This window comes from Streptomyces sp. NPDC001843 (genome assembly GCF_042891955.1).
Classification (GTDB): Bacteria; Actinomycetota; Actinomycetes; order Streptomycetales; family Streptomycetaceae; genus Streptomyces.
In genome coordinates this window covers 306,450-322,820 of the sequence record NZ_JBIATQ010000003.1, presented here as the reverse complement: position 1 = coordinate 322,820, position 16,371 = coordinate 306,450, and the positions used below count along the sequence as shown (strand labels likewise).

The following is a 16,371-nucleotide window of genomic DNA, read 5'->3' as shown; positions in this document are numbered from 1 at the left end:
GATGCAGCCCTGGGCACCCCGGTCGGGCTGGTTGGCGAGGAGCAGGTGCCTTTCCGCGCGCCACCGTCTGCGCCGGCGACACGCCCGCAGCGCCTCCGAACTCTGCGCGCCGCCCGCCTGGAGCGGCTGGACGCCTTGCGCACACCGTCCGGCACCACTGGAGCGCCCGGCCGATGGTGCGCTCCCGGCCCGGATGGCGCTGGACGTCGTCGATGCCGAGGCCACCCGGTGATTTCTTTACCGAACAGCCATCACAACCTGAAACCTCGTCATTAGCTTCGCTCGCAAGATCCACAGCAGGCATCCCGTCCCCGCACAGCGCAGCGAGGTTCTCCATGCTCAGATCCCCCTCCGCCTCCCCCGCGCGTGGACGGCACCGCAAGGCCAGAACTCCCAGCCCGTCGCTCCGCCGAGCGACCCTGCTCGCACTGACCGCCCCCGTCGCCGGGTCGATCCTGGCCGGTCCGTCGGCGTTCGCCGCGGACAAGCCCGTGGCCAAGAACGCCGCACTCGATTCCGCCGAGCGGAAGGTCGCGAAGAACCTCGACGGACGCGCTCAGGACACTCGGCTGGGCAACACGCTCGGCGGCGTCGTCATCGACGCCGACTCCCGCAAGACCGTCTGGGGTCACGAGGCGACCACCGCTCTGATGCCCGCCTCCAACACCAAACTCGCCACAGCCACCGCCGCGTTGACGGTCCTCGGCCCCGACCACCGGTTCACCACCAAGGTCGTCTACGGTGGCGGGACCCTCACCCTGGTCGGGGGAGGGGACCGCACGCTGACCACCGGCGATCTCAAGGCGCTCGCCAAGACGGCGGCCGCGGGGCTGCGCAACGCGCGTCTCACCTCGGTGAAGGTCCGGGTCGACGACAGCCTCTTCCCCAAGCCCACGCTCGCCACCGGCTGGAACACCGGCTACTACCCGGACACCGTCGCCCCGGTACGGGCCTTGGTGGTGGACGGCCGCATGGTCACGGACACCGCCCTGGACGCCGGACGATCCTTCGCGCAACTCCTCACCCAGCAGGGCGTCACCGTCACCGGCCAGGTCACCCGCGGCGCCGCCGGCACCGGGAACGTTCCCGTGGCCCAGCATCAGTCCGACCGGCTGTCCGTCATCGTGAAGCACATGCTCAAGGTGAGTGACAACGACGCCGCCGAGACGCTGCTGAGGATGACCGCGCTCGCCTCCGGCCGCCCGGCCACCTTCGAGGGCGGCACGGCGGCCGTACGAACGGTGCTCACCCGCTACGGCGTGTCCCTGGACCACTTCGTCATCCACGACGGCAGCGGCCTCTCGCGCGCCAACCGCATCCCGGCACGGACCCTCGCCGACCTCCTCGCCGTCGCGGCCGACCCGCGCCACAGCAGCACCCTGAAGTACGTCGTCGACGGACTGCCGGTGGCGGGCGAGGCGGGCAGCACTCTCGGGCCCGAATGGGGCCGCTTCGACACCGCCCACTCCCGGTGTGCCGTCGGCAAGGTCAAGGCCAAGACGGGCACCCTGACCGGCGCCCTCGCGCTCAGCGGACTGACGAAGGCCAAGGACGGCCGCTGGAAGGTCTTCTCCTTCATCGAGAACGGCTCCACAGCCGCCCCGGACGCCATCAAGGACGCCCTGGACGGCCTGGCCGCCACAGTCAACGGCTGCTGGGCGTAGGGCAGCCGCCGAAGCGTACTGGCACCATGAAGTCGGTGCGCGGTCGCCTCTCGAGGTGGCCGTCCAGTCCGGGGGCAGGGCTGATGGGCGCACGCATGTCCTGATGACGCGAGCGGCACCCCCGCGGGCCGGCCCCAGGGCGTCCCGACCGAGGTCCGTCACTTCGACATGATGAAGTCCAGGGCGAGACCGGGAGCAGTCGTCCAGTAGGTGACCAGCTGGCCGTCGTCCGCGTACAACGTGCGGACGGGCATGGGAACGTCGACCGGCTTGCCCGCCTTGGTGCCGGGCCTGCTGCCCTGGAGGCTGAGGGTGATGCTCTTCGCCTCGTACTCGTCCCTGTGGCCGCCGCTGACCAGCAGAGCGGCGTATGCCTCCTGACCCGGAGCAAGGGTGACGGGCACCCCCGGGTTCGGGTCGCTGTCCTTGATCACAGGGGTCGTGGCCTGGGCATCGGCGCCGAGCCGCACCAAGGGGTAGCGGTAGAGGTTGCACTTCTTGTCGCCGGCGTTCTCGACACTCAGGAGCAGGTGCCTGGCGTCCTTGCTGTCCGCGGGCTCCTTCACGGCGGACACCCCGAGAACCTCCTGGGTGCAGGCGGCGATGGTGCGTGCGTCGCCGACCGTACGCGACCCGGTGGCGGAGGCCTGCGCCGACGCGCCACACCCCAGAGCCAGCACGAGACCCGCGGCCACGGCCACACGGTGGCTCGCAAGGGACTTCGTCTTCATACGCGTGTTCCTTTTCTGATCGGTACGAGGTCGCGACCGCCCGCGCCCGGCACTGCGGATGAAGAGGCTTGCCGTGCGCGGTGACGGGAGCCGAGACGGCCGGCCGCTGCAGCCGGTGCGACAGCCACAGCATTGGACGCCTCGTGGGCCTGGGACAACAGCGGCCGCCCAGCCTGCGACGGTGGAACGGTCCCACCCCCGATGACCTGCACAAACCACGAAGCCTGGGATGCCGGTCCGGGACGGAAGCGGTCCTTGCCGGGGAGGCGCGTCCCTCGGGAACCGAGAGCTCCCCGGGCTGGTCTCCCTGTCGGGAGGGTGATCAAGTGATCGAGGATCTGACGATCGGCGAGCAGGTCGTACTGCTCACACTGGACGAAGAGAGTGGCACCCTGAGGGAGGCGCCACTGCGGGTGTCTCTCGCCGTTTCGGTGGCTGCTTTGCTGGAGCTGACCTTCGCCGGGCACGTGGTGGTGCGTGACGGCGCATTCGTACCGGCCCGGACACCAGCGCCCGCGCCGAAGGAGCCGGCGGCAGCGGCCGTGGCCCAGCGGATGCGAAGCCATCCCGAGGAGACGCCCCGGGAGTGGCTGTTGGCCGTACGCGAGCAGTCACTCGCCGCCGCCTACGACGGACTGTCGGCGAAGCGGCTGGTACGTGAGCAAGGCCGACGCGTCCTGGGCGCGTTCGGATCGGTCAGGCACCCGGTCGCGGAGATCGCCGTGCTCGCGGCTCTGCGCGAGCGGTTGGCCGCCGTACTCACTCGGGGCCAGGACCCCGACCAGCGGACGGCCGCACTGATCACGGTGCTGCACCATGCGGGCCTCGAGTCCGTCCTGCCCGTGGGCGCCGATGCGACAGCGGCCGAACGCCGGTTCACGGCGATCGCCGAGGGGCAGGGGCCGGCCGCAGCGCTCGGAGAGACGGTCCGGGGCGCAGTGGCCGCTCTCGTCGCGGTCATCGCCGCGTCCGCCCTGTAGGGGAAGGCCACGCTGCCCGAGTCCTGAAGACCGGAAAAAGCCTCGGCGGTGATGCCGGCTCGGGTCTCCGCCGAGAGCAGCCTGCGGGTGATGCGTCAGCGCACGCCTGCGGCGTCGAGCAGGGTGGTCACCGTGGGTGCGACGAGCCCGGTCAGGTTGTCGGCCTGGATTCCCGCGCGGGTGCTGGCGCCGTCGAAGACCAGGATGAGCTGCCGGGCCAGCAGATCGGGATCGCCCGCCCCGCCCCGCTCGGCCTCGGTGCGGAAGAAGGCGGTCAGGTTCGCCTTGACCTGATGGGCGACCCGGCTCGCGGGGTGATTCCGATCCTTGAGTTCGACCTGCACGGCCAGATACCGGCAGCCGTGGAACTCGGGGGCGCCGGCCTGTGCTTCCACCTGCGCGAAGACGTGCAGGATCCGCTCGCGGGGTGACCGGGCGTCGTCCGGCGCGGGCAGGAGAGTCGCCGCGTAGGCGGAGGCGCGCTCCTTCAGGCTTGCTGCCAGGAGTTCGTCCTTGCTCTCGAAGAGCTGGTACATGGAGCGCTTCGACACCCCCGCCGCCTTGCACAGTGCCTCAACGCCGATGTTGACGCCGACTCGGTAGGTGAGCGCGGCCGCCGCCTCCAGCAACCGCTCCCTGGGGCTCAGCTTCACTTCGGTGGTCATACCGCGAGATTAACCCCAAGCGGACGTAATGAAAACCGATCGGTTTTCAGCTGGTCCCGGGGAGCGGCCGAGTAATGGCCCCGTCCTGGTGACCTGCCGCTATGCCGGGACGGCGGTCTTGTCGGGCGTCGTCTCCGCCGGGATGCGGTGCAGGCCCTTGCGGTCGTACCACCCCAGTACGCCGAAGCCGAACAGCGCGGCAGCCACGAGTCCGGCCGCCATCATGGCCCAGCCCCGCGTCAGACCCGCGTCGCCCTGGGCGTCGTAGTAGAGGATCGAGCGGATGCCCCCGACGATCTGCCGCAGTGGCTCGAACTCCGCGAGGAAGCGGTAGAAGCCGGGCAGCGCCTCGATGGGGGTGGTGGCACCGGCCGTGGGCACCGCCATCCCGACGAAGACCAGCGTCACCACCAGCATGCCGGGCGTGCCGAAGACGGCGAGGAGGGTGAGCGCGCCGATCCCGGTGACGGCGATGGCGCACACCGAGTACAGCCAGAGCAGGGGCAGGTGGGCGGCGTCCATGCCCATGACGCCGACCGCGCCGACCGTGACCAGGGTGCCCAGCAGCAGGGACAGCCCGGCCATGAGGGTGCTGCTGATGGCGAGGGTCTGGACCCGGGTCGCCCGGATCAGCGGGCGGTGCAGGCGCAGAGGGCCCATGTCGTTGTGGGTGTAGCCGAGGGCGTGGTCGACCTGGCCGCTGAGGACGTTGGCGGAGAGCATGCCGACGACCACGAGGGTGAGCGCGTAGTAGAACGCCGTGAGGCCCAGGCCGCTGTGCGAGTCGAGGGGGTGGCCGTCCTCGACCGTGACGGCGGCCGGGTCGGTGAGCAGGACGCGTGCCGCCGCGGGCAGTTTCGCCTGCGTGGTCCCGATCCGGGCGGTGAGCTCCTTGCCCACCTGGAGCGAGGCTTTCTCGGCCGCCTGGGTCGTCGCCGTCCGGGCCAGGCCGGAGCCCACGCTGCCGGCGGACTGGTTGGTCAGCACCGTCAGCGCCGGGCGGGCCGGGGTTCCGGTGGGCGCGGTGCCGGTCAGCGCGGTGGCGGAGGAGGTGAAGTCGGCGGGGACGACGAGCGCGCCGAACAGCTTGCCCTTGCCGAGCTCCTCCCTCATCTCCTTCTCGTCCATCACCTTCCAGTCGATCTTGTGCCCACCCGCGGTCGACTTCTTGACCGACTCGGTGATCCGAGCCCCGAGGTCGACCCGCTTGCCGCCGACCGAGGCCCCCTTGTCGGCGTCGACCAGGCCGACGGGCAGCTTGGTCAGGTGGTCGGCCGGATCGATGTTGGCGCCGACGTAGAACACGGCGAACAGCAGCGCGAGTACGCCCGTGATGACGCCGTTGGTGATCCACAGCCGCTTGGCGCGCAGGACGCGGAAAGGGGGGATGCCGTTCATGACGTACGTGTCTTCCGTTCGGTGGACGCGGAGCGTTTCGCCGGGGGCTGCCAGCCGCCGGTGACTTCCTTGACGGGTTTGTGGGGGAAGCGGCGCCGGGCGTACTCCTGTGCGTGTGAGCCCGGCAGGACGTACAGGGTTTCCGTCTTGTCCTGGAGCGGTCGCAGCACGGTGTCCATGAAGGTCTTGCGGTCGTCCAGGTACGGGCCGAGGACGTCCTCGCCGGCGGGGCAGACCGCCAGGCAGTAGCCGGACTTGTAGCCGGGCGGCGAGGACAGGCTCTGCCACATCGAGGCACTCTCGGAGTCGGTGACGCGGGAGCGGTAGTCGGCGGCGTCCTCGCTGTCGGCCACGGTCTGCGCCCAGTCGGTGAACCCGCTCATGAACTCGCGGTAGTTGTGCGTGGTGCAGGCCAGGGCGTCGAAGGCGCCGTCCTTGGCGATGGCGCCGACCGGGCAGGCGGCGACGCACAACTTGCAGTCGATGCACGGGTTGTAGTCCAGCTCCTGCCCGTACTCGCTCACCTCCGCGTCCACCAGGACGGTGACCAGCAGGACGAAGCTGCCGAACCTCGGGTGGATGACGTTGCGGTGCAGGCCCATCACACCGAGCCCGGCGGCCACCGCGACCGTCTTGTGCGCCACCACCCAGATCCGCTCCCCGGGGAAGCGGTCCATCTCCTGCGGGAAGCCGACGGACGGATTGAGCGCACGGTATCCGGCGTCCTGAAGGGCCCGGGTGACACTGCGGGCGGCGTGGTTGGCCCGTTCGTCGGTCTGGTGGAACTCCTGGTTGGCCACGCTGCGCGCCGGGGAGCGGCAGTTGTCGCGGTTCATCCGGACCGCCATCGCGATCAGGGTGCGGGTGCCGGGCAGCGCGGACTGTACGTGCTCGCGCTCGCCGGCCAGGTCCGGGTGGTCCAGGCTGACCGCGGCGGCGTCGTCAGCACCGGCCGCCAGACACAACTCGCGCAGCCAGTCCGCGTCGATCACCGCCGGCGGGCTCACCGCGTCCCCGGCCTCGCGCCGGGCGAGTACGGCCTGTACGGAGGGGTGGGCGGCCAGCTTCGCCGGAAGCCTGGGCGGCGAGACCGTCGGTTGCCCCTCGGCGTTGCGCGCGGCGGTCATCCGTACTCCTGGGATCGCGGGTTCGAGGCTCGCTCTCACAGCGAGAAACCGATCAATGAAACCGATCGGTTTCACCACCGTAGACCGATCGGTTTCCGCACGCAAGCTCAAGCGGTGAGCGTCTCCGTCGGGCCGGCCCTGCCGGGCTTGCGCCTTAAAACCGATCGGTTTACCTTGATGGAAACCGATCGGTTTCTCATTCTGTGGAGAGAGTCATGACTGCTTTGAAGGGCGCGAACGTCTTCGTCACCGGCGGCAGCCGAGGCATCGGCAAGGCCCTGGTGGAAGAGCTGTACGCGCGCGGCGCCGGCAAGGTCTACGCCACGGCCCGCGACCCGCGCGGCGTGACGCACCCCGACGCCGTCCCCGTGGCGCTGGAGGTCACCGACCCGGCCTCCGTGGCGGCCGCCGCCGCGCAGGCGCAGGACGTGACCGTGCTGATCAACAACGCCGGTGCCTCGGTCGGCGCGTCCTTCCTCGACTCCCCGGTCGACGACGTACGCCGGGAGTTCGAGACCAATTTCTACGGCCCGCTCCTGGTCACCCGCGCCTTCGTTCCGGTCATCGAGCGCAACGGCGGCGGCCACCTCCTCAACGTGCACTCCGTGCTCTCCTGGATCGCGCTCGGCGGCTCCTACAGCGCCTCCAAGGCCGCCCTGTGGTCACAGACCAACTCCCTGCGCCTGGAGCTGCAGCCGCGCGGCATCGCGGTCACCGGACTCCACGTCGGCTACGTCGACACGGACCTGACGGCGGGCGTCGACGCACCCAAGTCCGACCCGAGTGCCGTCGCCGCACTCGCCCTCGACGGGGTCGAGACGGGCGCGTACGAGGTGCTCGCCGACGACATCTCGCGGCAGGTCAAGGCGGGCCTGGCCGGCGACCTGGCCGGGCTGTATCCCCAGTTGGTCAAGTAACTCCCCCCCGTACGAGGAGTCGGCGAGATGCCCGCCCACGAGCCACGCCCCACGATCCACATCCAGGGGACCACCAGTCACACCATCCCCCCGCGTGCAGGACGTGCCAGCCGTGAGGGAACCCTGCGCTACCTGAAGGCGGGCACCGGAGCCCCCCTGGTCCTGCTGCACACCGTGCGCACCCAGGCCGAGCACTTCCGCCACCTCGTCCCGCTGATCGCGGACCGGTACACCGTGTACGCCCTCGACCTGCCGGGGATGGGCTACTCCGAGATCGTGCCCGGGGCGTCGTACGACGAGCCGGCCATGCGCGCGGGCGTCGAGCGGCTGCTGACCGAACTCGACCTGAACGACGTGACGTTGGTCGGGGAGTCCATGGGGGCGGTGCTCGCCCTGACCACCGCGGCCGATCTCCCGGAGCGGGTACGGCGCGTCGTCGCGGTGAACACCTACGACTTCCGCGGCGGAATCGCCCGGTCCGGCCTCCTCGCCCGTGCCGTGGTCAGCGGTGTCCTCGCGCCCGGAGTCGGCCCGGTGATCGCCGGAGTGGAGCCCAGGCCGGTCCTCCGGAAGATCCTCCAGGGCGGCCTCGGCGACAAGAGCGCGCTGCGGGAGGACTACGTGGACGAGCTCCTCCAGGTGGGCGGGCGTCCCGGCTACCCGGCCGTCGCCCGGGCCGTGTACCAGAGCCTGCCCGGCCTCGTCGCCGCCCGCTCGCGCTACCGCGAGGTCAAAGCGCCCGTCCACCTCGTCTACGGGGAAAAGGACTGGTCCCGGCCCTCGGACCGGCAAGCCGACAAGCAGCTGCTTCCGGCCGCCGACTTCACCCAGGTCCCCAGGGCAGGCCACTTCATCGCCCTGGAACGGCCCGACGTACTGGCCGACCTGTTGAACACGGCGGTCTGACCCCCCGGGCTGCGAACGCTCCCGCCGCGAGCCCGAGCGGGCGGCGTCCGGCCGTGGCGGCCATCGGCACACCCTTCTGATGCGTGGCTCTAGCCGTGACTGGTTGCCGTACCGCAAGATCGAACGGGGGTGACCATGGAACGGCATGTGCTGGAATCGCTGTTGACCGGTGACGACGAGGCGTCCGTAAGAGCTCTGGCCACCCTCCGCGGCGGCGCCACCTACTGGGTGGGAGACCGGGCACAACCCGCAGGCCAGCATGCTGGAGTGTTCAAGCGTCGACTCCAGCGCATGCGGACGCATGGACTCGAACCTCTTGGGTTGGAACGAGCGGTGCAGCTCATCCGCGAACATGGCCGGCCCGTGCGCACAGGGCTGATCGATTCTGCCGATCGGACCTGGACCACCCTGCTCTTCCTCACCGAGGACGGCAGCGCACTGGTGGCCTGTGCCGGCTGGCCGCTGCCGCTGGTTGCCAGGAAGCCACCGCTTTAGGAGTTCACCTTCGTTCGCGCGCCGGTACGACGTCTGGCCCAGCCGCTCTGCCCGATCGGTGACCGGTCACTCCGAGCCGTAGTACAGCCGGAGGAACTCCTCCATTGCCGAGTCGACGCCGGCGCGGTCACCGGTAGCGAGCAGGTCGAGCAGCAGGCCCCGGACGGTGGCGAGTCCCAGCCTGGCCCGGTTCCGGGCCGCCGCAGGCTCCGCCCCCGCGCCGACCTCAGCGGCCACGAGCGGCTCCAGCCAGTCCGTCACAAGCCCTTCGAGGACCGGGACGGCCTCGGGACGGCCGCGCAGCGCGTGCCCGCAGATCTCGAAGAAGAGCCGCTCCTGACCGGCCAGTCGAGGGTCCGTCAGTTGCCGCCACAGCAGCCGCGCGACATCGGCGGGCGAGAGACCGGGCTCCAGGCGGATCCGGGACAGCACATCGCGCTGGCGCCGCTCCGACGTCCGGACGATCTCGACGAGCAACTGTTCCTTGGAGCCGAAGTAGTGGACCAGCATGCGGTGACTGACGCCGATCGCGGCGCCCAGGCCGCGCAGGCTCAGGTCCGTGATGCCGTGTGCCGCGACGTGGTCGACAGCCGCGTCCACCAGCTGTGCGCGCCGATCCCCGTGCGCGCCTCGCTCGCCCTCGCTGTCGCCTTCGCCCGCGGGATGCGGGTCATCCGTAGTCTCCACGTCACGACTGTACCAATTGGTACATGCCGCATGTACCGTGTGGTACATGAAGTCTGTCACCGTGTCGATCGATGTACCTCAGACGGCCGAGCAGGTCTACGACTTCCTCGACGTCATGGCTCACCACGAGCGGTTCACCGACCACTACCTGACCGGCTGGCGCTACAGCGGCCCTGCCCGGGGCGTCGGATCGTGCGCCACGGTCACCGCCGCGCTGGGCGGCGCGAAGACCGATGTCACCATCAAGGTCGTCGAGGCCGATGCGCCGCGGCGCATCGTCGAACGCAACGTCAGCGCGGCGGGCCGGCGACTGGCCCACGGCACCTACGTCATCGAACCGCTACGAACCGGCGGGACCCGCATCTCGTTCACGTACACGTGGGTGCGCGCCCCTCTCGCCGACCGGCTGCTGGCTCCTGTTGTGCGGATCACTATGCGGCACGCAAACCGCACGGTCATGCGACGCCTCGCCACCGAGCTGGCTCGCCACGTGTCCACCGCCGGCTCGTGACGGTGGTACATGTGCACGGCCCGGCCGACCCCGAAGCCGTGGCAGCCAAGCGTGCCCGACTGACCGGCGGCGATTCGAATGCCGGGGCGGCCGCGTGAGCGGTGCCCTGGTCCTGGACAGCGAGGGCCTGGCGAAGGCCGTACAGCGTGATCGGAACATCCACGAGTGGCTGACGGCGGCCCGCGACGCGGACCTACCAGTGATCACCTCAGCCGCCGTGCTGGTCGAGGTGATCCACCCCTTTCGGCGTTCACCGACAGGGCCACGGTGAATCCGCCGGCCAGGACGCCGAAGTGGGCGGTCATCTCGACCGAGGACCACGCCGTGCCGACGGCCGCCCAGAAGTTCGAGGCCAAGCGAGTGGGCGCCCACATCAGCTACCCCCGCTCGGGCCATGACGTTCCTTCGACCAGCCCGGGAGCGGTCGACCGCGCCATCGTCGCCGCCGCCGACTCCGTGTGCGGTGGGGCACCGATACAGAGAGGCGAGCACGGGGTTCCGGTGATCACGGGTTGTGACGCCACGTGATCATAGAGGGGAGTGTTCTTGTGGGCACCTCCTCACTCGGCGACCACCGTCGCCCGCCACGCGCCCGGGCGTTTGCCTGTGGCCTTGTGGAAGAACACCGAGAAGTTGGATGCGTCGGGGAAGCCGAGTATGTCGGCGCAGCGGGCGGCGGTGAGGCGGTCGTGTGCGAGGAGCCGTTTGGCTTCCAGGGTGATCCGTTCGACGATGTACGCCTTCGCGGTGCGGCCGGTGGCCTGCTGCACCGCTCGTGAGAGGGTGCGGGGCGCGTATCCCAGCGCACGGGCGTAGTAGCCGGCGTCGTGGTGTTGCCGGAAGTGCGCTTCGACGCTGGAGCGGAACAACCGGAACACCGGATGGGTGAGCCGTGCTCCGGCGTGCGGTGGGTGCAGCCGGGTGATGAGCGCGGAGAGCAGGATTTCGGGCAGCTCCGTCCGGGAGTCACTGGCTGGGGCGGATGCTTCGAGGAGGAGATGGCTGCGCGCCGTGTCGGTGAAGGGCCAGTCGGCATCGGGGATGCTCCAGTGCGCGGCCGGGTCCGGGGAGGCGACCAGTTCTCGGGTGGCGTGGGTGACCGGCGCGGTCGGCACGAACAGCACGAGGTGCCCTGCCACGTCGGTGATGTCGTCCCACCGGTGCACGGCGCCGGGTGGAATCCACACCGCGGACTGATCTTGGAGCGGGTGGCGGCGGAAATCGACGGTGACTGAGCCGGGTCCGGCGTCGATGACGGCAAGGACGTGGAAGTCGGCGCGCTGCGTGCCGCCGTCGTTCAGCTCACGAAGGCGGCCGAACGTCATCGTCTCGACCGAGGCGGCGCGGCGTCCCGCGGGCTGGTAGGTCATTTGCCGGATCACGCTCACGTGTCCAGTTTTCACCATCGGGCGACCAGTCACGCCGATGCCCCGTCCGGGTGCAGAAGTTTCAATAAATGCACAGGGCAATCGCCCAGAGCATCGACCGGAAGAGCCATCATGGACACGACGCAGCAGACGCTACTGCCCACTTACGACCATCGGCCGGGGACCGGACCGACTCTGGTGTTCCTGCACTATTGGGGCGGTTCCGCCCGCACCTGGGACCTCGTCGTCGACCGCCTGGCGGGCCGTGACGTGCTCACGGTCGACTTCCGCGGGTGGAGCCGGTCGAGCGCTCTGCCCGGTCCCTACACGCTCGGTCAGCTCGCCGACGACACGCTCGCCGTGCTCGCGGATGCGGGGGTCACCGACTACGTCCTGGTGGGGCATTCGATGGGCGGCAAGGTCGCACAGCTGGTCGCGGCCACCCGGCCCGCCGGCCTGCGCGGCATGGTTCTCGTCGGCTCCGGCCCGGCGAAGCCCGCCGCACAGGTCACTCCCGAGTACCAGGAAGCCCTGTCGCACGCCTACGACTCCGCCGAGTCCGTGGCCGGGGCACGGGATCACGTCCTCACCGCGACCGAGCTGCCCGCGTCGGTCAAGGCGCAGATCGTGACCGACTCGCGGACCGTCACCGACGCCGCCCGCACCGAGTGGCCGCTGCACGGCATCGCGCAGGACATCACCGAGCACACGCGTATGGTCAGCGTGCCCGCTCTCGTCGTCGCCGGAGAACACGACCAGGTGGAGCCCGTCGGCGTGCTCCGCGACAACCTGGTGCCCTACCTCTCCCACCCCGACTTCGTGGTGGTCCCCCACACCGGTCACCTGATCCCGCTGGAAGCCCCGGCCGACCTCGTCGACGCCATCACCGCATTCGCGCCGGCAGCCTGACCGTCCCCGCGGCCCGACGACGGGGTGCGCCCCTGATCACCCGCCCACGGGGCCGGGACAGGCCCTGCCGCGTTGCACCGCACCCGACAGGGTCGTGTCCTGGCCGGGGTCAACCGCCAGTCGGTGTTGTCGGTCAGTGGCGCGAAGCCCTTGCCGAACTCCAGGGTGTCGATGGCGTCCATGAACTTCAGGACCCAGCCGGGGACGGCTGTCGCTTGTGCGTTGTCTGCCATGGTGCGGACTTCCTGAGGGGACTGCGGCGCACGACCCTTGCCAACCGCGCCTTCCCAGCCCCAGCCGATCTGAACGTCGCCGTCGCGCGGGGACGCCGAAGGCCATCACTGCACGAAGGAAGAGAACAAGACGCGAGCCGAACGGCTCCGCGTCACGGGTGCCAGGACGATGACTGCCAAGGCGTACCGACTCCTCAAGGCCGCGTTGATCTATCAGCACTCCGACGAAGAGCGACAGGAAGAGGTCGCCGCCGGCCTCGACGCCACGGTCCGGAAGGCTCGGGCGGCGGCAGCCGGGAAGGCCCCCGGCGAGCCTTCTGGCACGAATCTGGCACGCGGCGGGTGATCGCAGCGCACAACAACAAGGCCCAAATCTCTGACCTGGGCCTTCAGCATGGAGCGGGTGACGAGAATCGAACTCGCGCTCTCAGCTTGGGAAGCGTCGGCGCTTGCGTAGGCCGACGGCTCTGACCTGCGGGTTCATGGACCGGCGGTCGGTGTGCTGGGATGCCGGTGCACCACTGTTGACCGCGGTTGTCCGCTCTGAAGGGCATGCCAAGGGCACGGTCGCGCGGAGACCGGCGGGGTACTGCGTGCAGATGCTCTGCCGATCTCGGTATCGCGTCAGCACAAGGACCGGTCGGGCGGCTCTTTGCTCGTGCGCAGGCGAGCAGACGACCGGCTCGGAAGGCCGTCACGCTGCAACGCTCGGTCAACTGCCGCAACACGGTCGCTTCGCCCCTGACCCTAGTCGCGAAGGTCGTAGTCGCCCTCCAGTGGGTCTCGTACGTCCAGAGGTGGCAAGGGTCACGGCCATCCAGCAGGCCTTTACTTGGCCTTTGCGCAGCCCGCAGTCGCGAACTGGTGACTGCTAACTAGGCTCGGACGTCCGGGCAGTCAACGGAGGGGGAAGCGCCAAGTCATGAGTGACAGCCGCGAGATACTCGACATCAAGATCGCCGATCTCAAGGCGACAGCACCTCACTTTCACCATCAGAGCCTTGCTCTTGCACATGCCCTGACGAAGCTGAAGCATGGGCTGGCCGCGGCGGGGTCGCCGTGGGGGGATGACGAGCAGGGCGAGAAGTTCCACAAGGCGTACGGCCCGCACGTCCAGCAGATCGAGCACTCCACACAGATCCTGGTAGACGGCTTGGCCAGCATTCATGAAGCCATGGTCGACATGGCGGACGGCCACATCGACAACGAGGAACTGATCCGGGGCATGTTTAGCCGGATCCAGGTTGATCATGACACCGAGGGCGACGGCAAGTGAGCGTCGCTGACAAGGCCCGCAAGGTCGTCCAGGACCTGACGGGCATGTGGTGGCCGGACGCCGACGAGGACGGGCTGCGGGACGCCGCGAAGGTCTGGAGGAACTTCGCCGACGACGTCGACGATGTCACTTCCGGTGCCAACAAGGCGGCTCGCTCGATCATCGAGCACAACAAGGGCGAGGCCATCGCCGCCTTCGACGACCCCTTCTGGCGTCGCTATTACTACGACGGGCATGGCTGGCTGAAGGATCTGGCCGATGCCGCCCGCGACATGGCCAAGGCCCTGGACGCGTATGCGGACGCCGTGCACGGGGCGAAGAAGAAGCTCGAGCACGAGCTGGAGATCGTCGGTGCCACCCTGGTCGCGGGCACCGCTCTGGCCATCTTCACTGCGGGTATTTCAGAGGGCGCGGCAGCCGCGGCCGCGGCCACGGTCGCGGACTTGGCCGCCGGCCTGGGTGTCGCCGTGACCGAGGAGATCGCCACCATCGCGGGCACCACTCTGGCCACGGCAGCCTTCGCCGGTGTCGAATCCATCACCGTGGATCTCGCCGTCACCCAGCCCGCCTCCATTGTCCTGGGTGAGCAGAAAGGTGGGCTCAGCCTCGATGAGGCCCGCCAGGCCGGCATGTACGGCGCCCTCACCGGCGGCCTCCTCGGCGGAGCCGGAGCAACCTACCGGGCGGCTAGAAACGGGGGACTTTCGAGCTTCTTCGACGGGATCGACATCGACCTCGCTGGACCACGCATGGCGCTCGCCGGAGTCTCGGGCGATCTTTCCGGAGTCTCCGGTGACCTCGCGGCGGGCGATTCATACGCGATGAGAGTCGGTGACAGTGGTGCTGGTGGGGGGCCGGGGAAGGGGCCCTGGCCTGCGGCGAGCGGCATCAAGGGACCGGCGGCCGGCAAAGATCTCAAGCCTCCGCATCCCCGGCACACGATCTCTGGCGCGAGCAGTGGTGAGGTCAAGGAGGTGAACAGTGTCGTCCTTCGCGGCTATGAGCAGGACATCACCCAAGACGTCGCCGACATCGCCGCGGGAAAGGGCACGTTCGACAAACTCACCAACCGCTACGAGATCAATGGGCGCACCTACGGCGTTGAGGAGACCGGAAGGGTGTACCCGGACAGCGGAAAGGGCATCGTCAAGCTCGATCGGAACGAATACGCCGCCCTCCAACAGATCGCCAAAGCCAAGGGTGACATCAGTGCAGCCCCGCAGTTGACCCGGAACCCGCGATTCACGAACAACCCAGAGGTCGTACAGAAGGCCCTGGACGTCTACAACGGGACCTATACACCATGACGTACAACCTCCTCACCGTGGAGCCTCTGTCACTCGATACCGTCGCAGCGGCACTCGCACAGTGCCTGCACGTGCGTGTGCAGGAGGTGGACGTCGCCGATGAGGACACCGACCAGGACCTGCGTAACTGGGATGCCCTGGTGCTGTGCGAGAAGGTGACGGTCCTGGGTGACGTGTCCACTTCCCTTGACGTCTACGTTCAGGAGTCCGTGCAACCGCAACCCAGCGAGCGTGAGCTGGCGTCCACTTTCGCCAAGGCTACGCACGGTGTCGCTCTCTTCCCTGCGGAGGAGGCCCTGCCGAGCGCGTATTGGCTGGCGGCGGAAGACGGATTGGTCACGCGGGTACGACTGAACTCCTCCGACGACGAGCGGCCCCGCTACACGATCGACGCGGTCGAAGCGCCCGTGGCTCAACTGCCCCACGTCACCGTCGCTCGCATCGCCGAAGTGGTGCGCGAACAGCAGATCGCGACGCCTCTTGCCGCTGCCTTTTCCGCACATGTGCAGCGCATGTACCCAGAGGAGGGCAGGGCCCCAGGGACGCCTCACTGGTACGCGGGCAACCGTCTGGGAGCCTGGGAAAAGCTCGTCCGGCAGATGGAAGCCGGCTGGGCGCCGTCCGGCTGGTTTCCGCCCGATCTGTACGTCGAACGCCTGGATGCAAGGGACGAGCTCGAGCAGGTGAGCGAACAACTCCCCGAGACCGTCGTCGCATTGCTTCAGAACGCCCTCGGACCTCTGGACACCCTGTTCGCTCAGATGACGGTTGAGGACACGGACCTGCTGTGCAAGCAGTTGGCCGGTGCGCAGGGTACCGCGTCGGGACGTGGGTGGTGGTGGAATCGCCGTCCTGACCCCCTGCCTTGGTGATACGACTGGCACCCCGCTGACAGGATGGCCCCCCACCCACTTCCAGCGTTCCGAACAGGTCAGCCCGGCCCTGCGACGCGTTCTGGAAGGGCTCAACGCCGACACTCCGGCCCTGGTGCTGTCCGAGCTGGCCGAGACCCTGGCGCAGAACCCACTGGTGCCGTACCGGAAGGTCGTCCCAGTGGTCGGCGGTACCGGTCCGGATCGCGTAGTAGAGGCGTTCGTCGGGGCGTCGTAGAGAACCGGGTTGCTGGAGCGGCGCCCGAGTCGCACCGGAGTGGGCGCTCCAGCTGCACTTAGTGCTCGTTTCCTTTGGCTGAGGGTTG

Annotated in this window: 18 protein-coding genes and 1 pseudogene; 13 read left to right on the top strand and 6 right to left on the bottom strand. The window is 69.2% G+C overall.

Annotated elements, in window-relative coordinates:
* The first annotated feature begins 335 nt into the window (after nt 1-335).
* Entirely contained in the window at nt 336-1,664 is a 1,329-nt protein-coding gene (gene dacB / locus ACFYZQ_RS09980) for a D-alanyl-D-alanine carboxypeptidase/D-alanyl-D-alanine-endopeptidase (protein WP_389144022.1), read from the top strand.
* Nucleotides 1,665-1,822: 158 nt separating this feature from the next.
* Here dacB and ACFYZQ_RS09975 read toward each other — a convergent pair whose 3' ends face one another.
* Nucleotides 1,823-2,395 carry a DUF4232 domain-containing protein gene (locus tag ACFYZQ_RS09975; protein WP_389144020.1) on the bottom strand — a complete coding sequence of 191 codons (573 nt, stop codon included), beginning with the start codon at nt 2,393-2,395 and terminating at the stop codon, nt 1,823-1,825.
* Between the two features lie 326 nt (nt 2,396-2,721).
* Between ACFYZQ_RS09975 and ACFYZQ_RS09970 the strand changes: the two genes are divergently transcribed.
* Nucleotides 2,722-3,375 carry a GPP34 family phosphoprotein gene (locus tag ACFYZQ_RS09970; RefSeq protein ID WP_389144017.1) on the top strand — a complete coding sequence of 218 codons (654 nt, stop codon included), beginning with the start codon at nt 2,722-2,724 and terminating at the stop codon, nt 3,373-3,375.
* 95 nt (nt 3,376-3,470) lie between these two features.
* Here the strand turns inward: ACFYZQ_RS09970 and ACFYZQ_RS09965 are convergent, their stop codons facing one another.
* The 3 genes from ACFYZQ_RS09965 to ACFYZQ_RS09955 form a co-directional block, all read right to left on the bottom strand.
* The gene (locus ACFYZQ_RS09965; RefSeq protein WP_389144014.1) at nt 3,471-4,040 is read right to left on the bottom strand and encodes a TetR/AcrR family transcriptional regulator; all 570 of its coding nucleotides are present in this window, start codon (nt 4,038-4,040) and stop codon (nt 3,471-3,473) included.
* Nucleotides 4,041-4,139: 99 nt separating this feature from the next.
* Nucleotides 4,140-5,438: an SNG1 family protein gene (locus ACFYZQ_RS09960; protein ID WP_389144011.1), complete on the bottom strand. Its 1,299-nt coding sequence runs from the start codon at nt 5,436-5,438 to the stop codon at nt 4,140-4,142.
* A complete protein-coding gene (locus ACFYZQ_RS09955; RefSeq protein WP_389144009.1) occupies nt 5,435-6,565 on the bottom strand; it encodes a 4Fe-4S binding protein in 1,131 nt (376 codons plus the stop codon). The genes ACFYZQ_RS09960 and ACFYZQ_RS09955 overlap by 4 nt, the downstream gene beginning before the upstream one ends.
* A gap of 215 nt (nt 6,566-6,780) precedes the next feature.
* On the opposite strand from ACFYZQ_RS09955, the gene ACFYZQ_RS09950 reads away from it, so the two are divergent.
* From ACFYZQ_RS09950 to ACFYZQ_RS09940, 3 genes are all read left to right on the top strand, one after another.
* On the top strand, nt 6,781-7,482 hold the full coding sequence (locus ACFYZQ_RS09950) for an SDR family oxidoreductase (protein ID WP_389144006.1): 702 nt from the start codon (nt 6,781-6,783) through the stop codon (nt 7,480-7,482).
* 27 nt (nt 7,483-7,509) lie between these two features.
* Nucleotides 7,510-8,388, top strand: a complete 879-nt coding sequence (locus ACFYZQ_RS09945) for an alpha/beta fold hydrolase (protein ID WP_389144003.1) — start codon at nt 7,510-7,512, stop codon at nt 8,386-8,388.
* Between the two features lie 135 nt (nt 8,389-8,523).
* Entirely contained in the window at nt 8,524-8,883 is a 360-nt protein-coding gene (locus tag ACFYZQ_RS09940) for a hypothetical protein (RefSeq protein WP_389144000.1), read from the top strand.
* A gap of 66 nt (nt 8,884-8,949) precedes the next feature.
* Here the strand turns inward: ACFYZQ_RS09940 and ACFYZQ_RS09935 are convergent, their stop codons facing one another.
* Complete coding sequence (locus ACFYZQ_RS09935; protein WP_389143998.1) at nt 8,950-9,570, bottom strand: TetR/AcrR family transcriptional regulator; 621 nt, start codon at nt 9,568-9,570, stop codon at nt 8,950-8,952.
* A 46-nt stretch (nt 9,571-9,616) separates the two neighbouring features.
* Here ACFYZQ_RS09935 and ACFYZQ_RS09930 point away from each other — a divergent pair, with 46 nt between their 5' ends.
* The 3 genes and pseudogenes from ACFYZQ_RS09930 to ACFYZQ_RS09920 all read left to right on the top strand — a co-directional run bounded on the left by ACFYZQ_RS09930 (nt 9,617) and on the right by ACFYZQ_RS09920 (nt 10,609).
* A complete protein-coding gene (locus ACFYZQ_RS09930; RefSeq protein WP_389143995.1) occupies nt 9,617-10,081 on the top strand; it encodes an SRPBCC family protein in 465 nt (154 codons plus the stop codon).
* A gap of 94 nt (nt 10,082-10,175) precedes the next feature.
* A pseudogene (locus tag ACFYZQ_RS09925) lies at nt 10,176-10,322 on the top strand (DNA-binding protein); the annotation flags it as partial.
* A 26-nt stretch (nt 10,323-10,348) separates the two neighbouring features.
* On the top strand, nt 10,349-10,609 hold the full coding sequence (locus ACFYZQ_RS09920) for a hypothetical protein (RefSeq protein ID WP_389143992.1): 261 nt from the start codon (nt 10,349-10,351) through the stop codon (nt 10,607-10,609).
* A gap of 32 nt (nt 10,610-10,641) precedes the next feature.
* On the opposite strand, the gene ACFYZQ_RS09915 is transcribed toward ACFYZQ_RS09920, so the two are convergent.
* On the bottom strand, nt 10,642-11,469 hold the full coding sequence (locus ACFYZQ_RS09915; RefSeq protein WP_389143990.1) for a helix-turn-helix domain-containing protein: 828 nt from the start codon (nt 11,467-11,469) through the stop codon (nt 10,642-10,644).
* Nucleotides 11,470-11,580: 111 nt separating this feature from the next.
* On the opposite strand from ACFYZQ_RS09915, the gene ACFYZQ_RS09910 reads away from it, so the two are divergent.
* The 5 genes from ACFYZQ_RS09910 to ACFYZQ_RS09890 all read left to right on the top strand — a co-directional run bounded on the left by ACFYZQ_RS09910 (nt 11,581) and on the right by ACFYZQ_RS09890 (nt 16,045).
* On the top strand, nt 11,581-12,357 hold the full coding sequence (locus ACFYZQ_RS09910) for an alpha/beta fold hydrolase (RefSeq protein WP_389143987.1): 777 nt from the start codon (nt 11,581-11,583) through the stop codon (nt 12,355-12,357).
* A 402-nt stretch (nt 12,358-12,759) separates the two neighbouring features.
* Nucleotides 12,760-12,936: a hypothetical protein gene (locus tag ACFYZQ_RS09905; protein WP_389143984.1), complete on the top strand. Its 177-nt coding sequence runs from the start codon at nt 12,760-12,762 to the stop codon at nt 12,934-12,936.
* Between the two features lie 576 nt (nt 12,937-13,512).
* Entirely contained in the window at nt 13,513-13,866 is a 354-nt protein-coding gene (locus ACFYZQ_RS09900; RefSeq protein ID WP_389143981.1) for a hypothetical protein, read from the top strand.
* Nucleotides 13,863-15,173, top strand: a complete 1,311-nt coding sequence (locus ACFYZQ_RS09895; protein WP_389143979.1) for a hypothetical protein — start codon at nt 13,863-13,865, stop codon at nt 15,171-15,173. Before ACFYZQ_RS09900 ends, ACFYZQ_RS09895 begins: the two co-directional genes overlap by 4 nt.
* The gene (locus ACFYZQ_RS09890; RefSeq protein ID WP_389143976.1) at nt 15,170-16,045 is read left to right on the top strand and encodes a hypothetical protein; all 876 of its coding nucleotides are present in this window, start codon (nt 15,170-15,172) and stop codon (nt 16,043-16,045) included. The genes ACFYZQ_RS09895 and ACFYZQ_RS09890 overlap by 4 nt, the downstream gene beginning before the upstream one ends.
* Nucleotides 16,046-16,371 lie beyond the last annotated feature (326 nt).

Coding starts and splice junctions, on each gene's coding strand:
- ACFYZQ_RS09955 (WP_389144009.1), bottom strand. CDS start 6,565: ATGACCGCCGCGCGCAACGCCGAGGGGCAACCGACGGTCTCGCCGCCC.
- ACFYZQ_RS09960 (WP_389144011.1), bottom strand. CDS start 5,438: ATGAACGGCATCCCCCCTTTCCGCGTCCTGCGCGCCAAGCGGCTGTGG.
- dacB (WP_389144022.1), top strand. CDS start 336: ATGCTCAGATCCCCCTCCGCCTCCCCCGCGCGTGGACGGCACCGCAAG.
- ACFYZQ_RS09900 (WP_389143981.1), top strand. CDS start 13,513: ATGAGTGACAGCCGCGAGATACTCGACATCAAGATCGCCGATCTCAAG.
- ACFYZQ_RS09945 (WP_389144003.1), top strand. CDS start 7,510: ATGCCCGCCCACGAGCCACGCCCCACGATCCACATCCAGGGGACCACC.
- ACFYZQ_RS09965 (WP_389144014.1), bottom strand. CDS start 4,040: ATGACCACCGAAGTGAAGCTGAGCCCCAGGGAGCGGTTGCTGGAGGCG.
- ACFYZQ_RS09930 (WP_389143995.1), top strand. CDS start 9,617: ATGAAGTCTGTCACCGTGTCGATCGATGTACCTCAGACGGCCGAGCAG.
- ACFYZQ_RS09940 (WP_389144000.1), top strand. CDS start 8,524: ATGGAACGGCATGTGCTGGAATCGCTGTTGACCGGTGACGACGAGGCG.
- ACFYZQ_RS09890 (WP_389143976.1), top strand. CDS start 15,170: ATGACGTACAACCTCCTCACCGTGGAGCCTCTGTCACTCGATACCGTC.
- ACFYZQ_RS09950 (WP_389144006.1), top strand. CDS start 6,781: ATGACTGCTTTGAAGGGCGCGAACGTCTTCGTCACCGGCGGCAGCCGA.
- ACFYZQ_RS09910 (WP_389143987.1), top strand. CDS start 11,581: ATGGACACGACGCAGCAGACGCTACTGCCCACTTACGACCATCGGCCG.
- ACFYZQ_RS09905 (WP_389143984.1), top strand. CDS start 12,760: ATGACTGCCAAGGCGTACCGACTCCTCAAGGCCGCGTTGATCTATCAG.
- ACFYZQ_RS09975 (WP_389144020.1), bottom strand. CDS start 2,395: ATGAAGACGAAGTCCCTTGCGAGCCACCGTGTGGCCGTGGCCGCGGGT.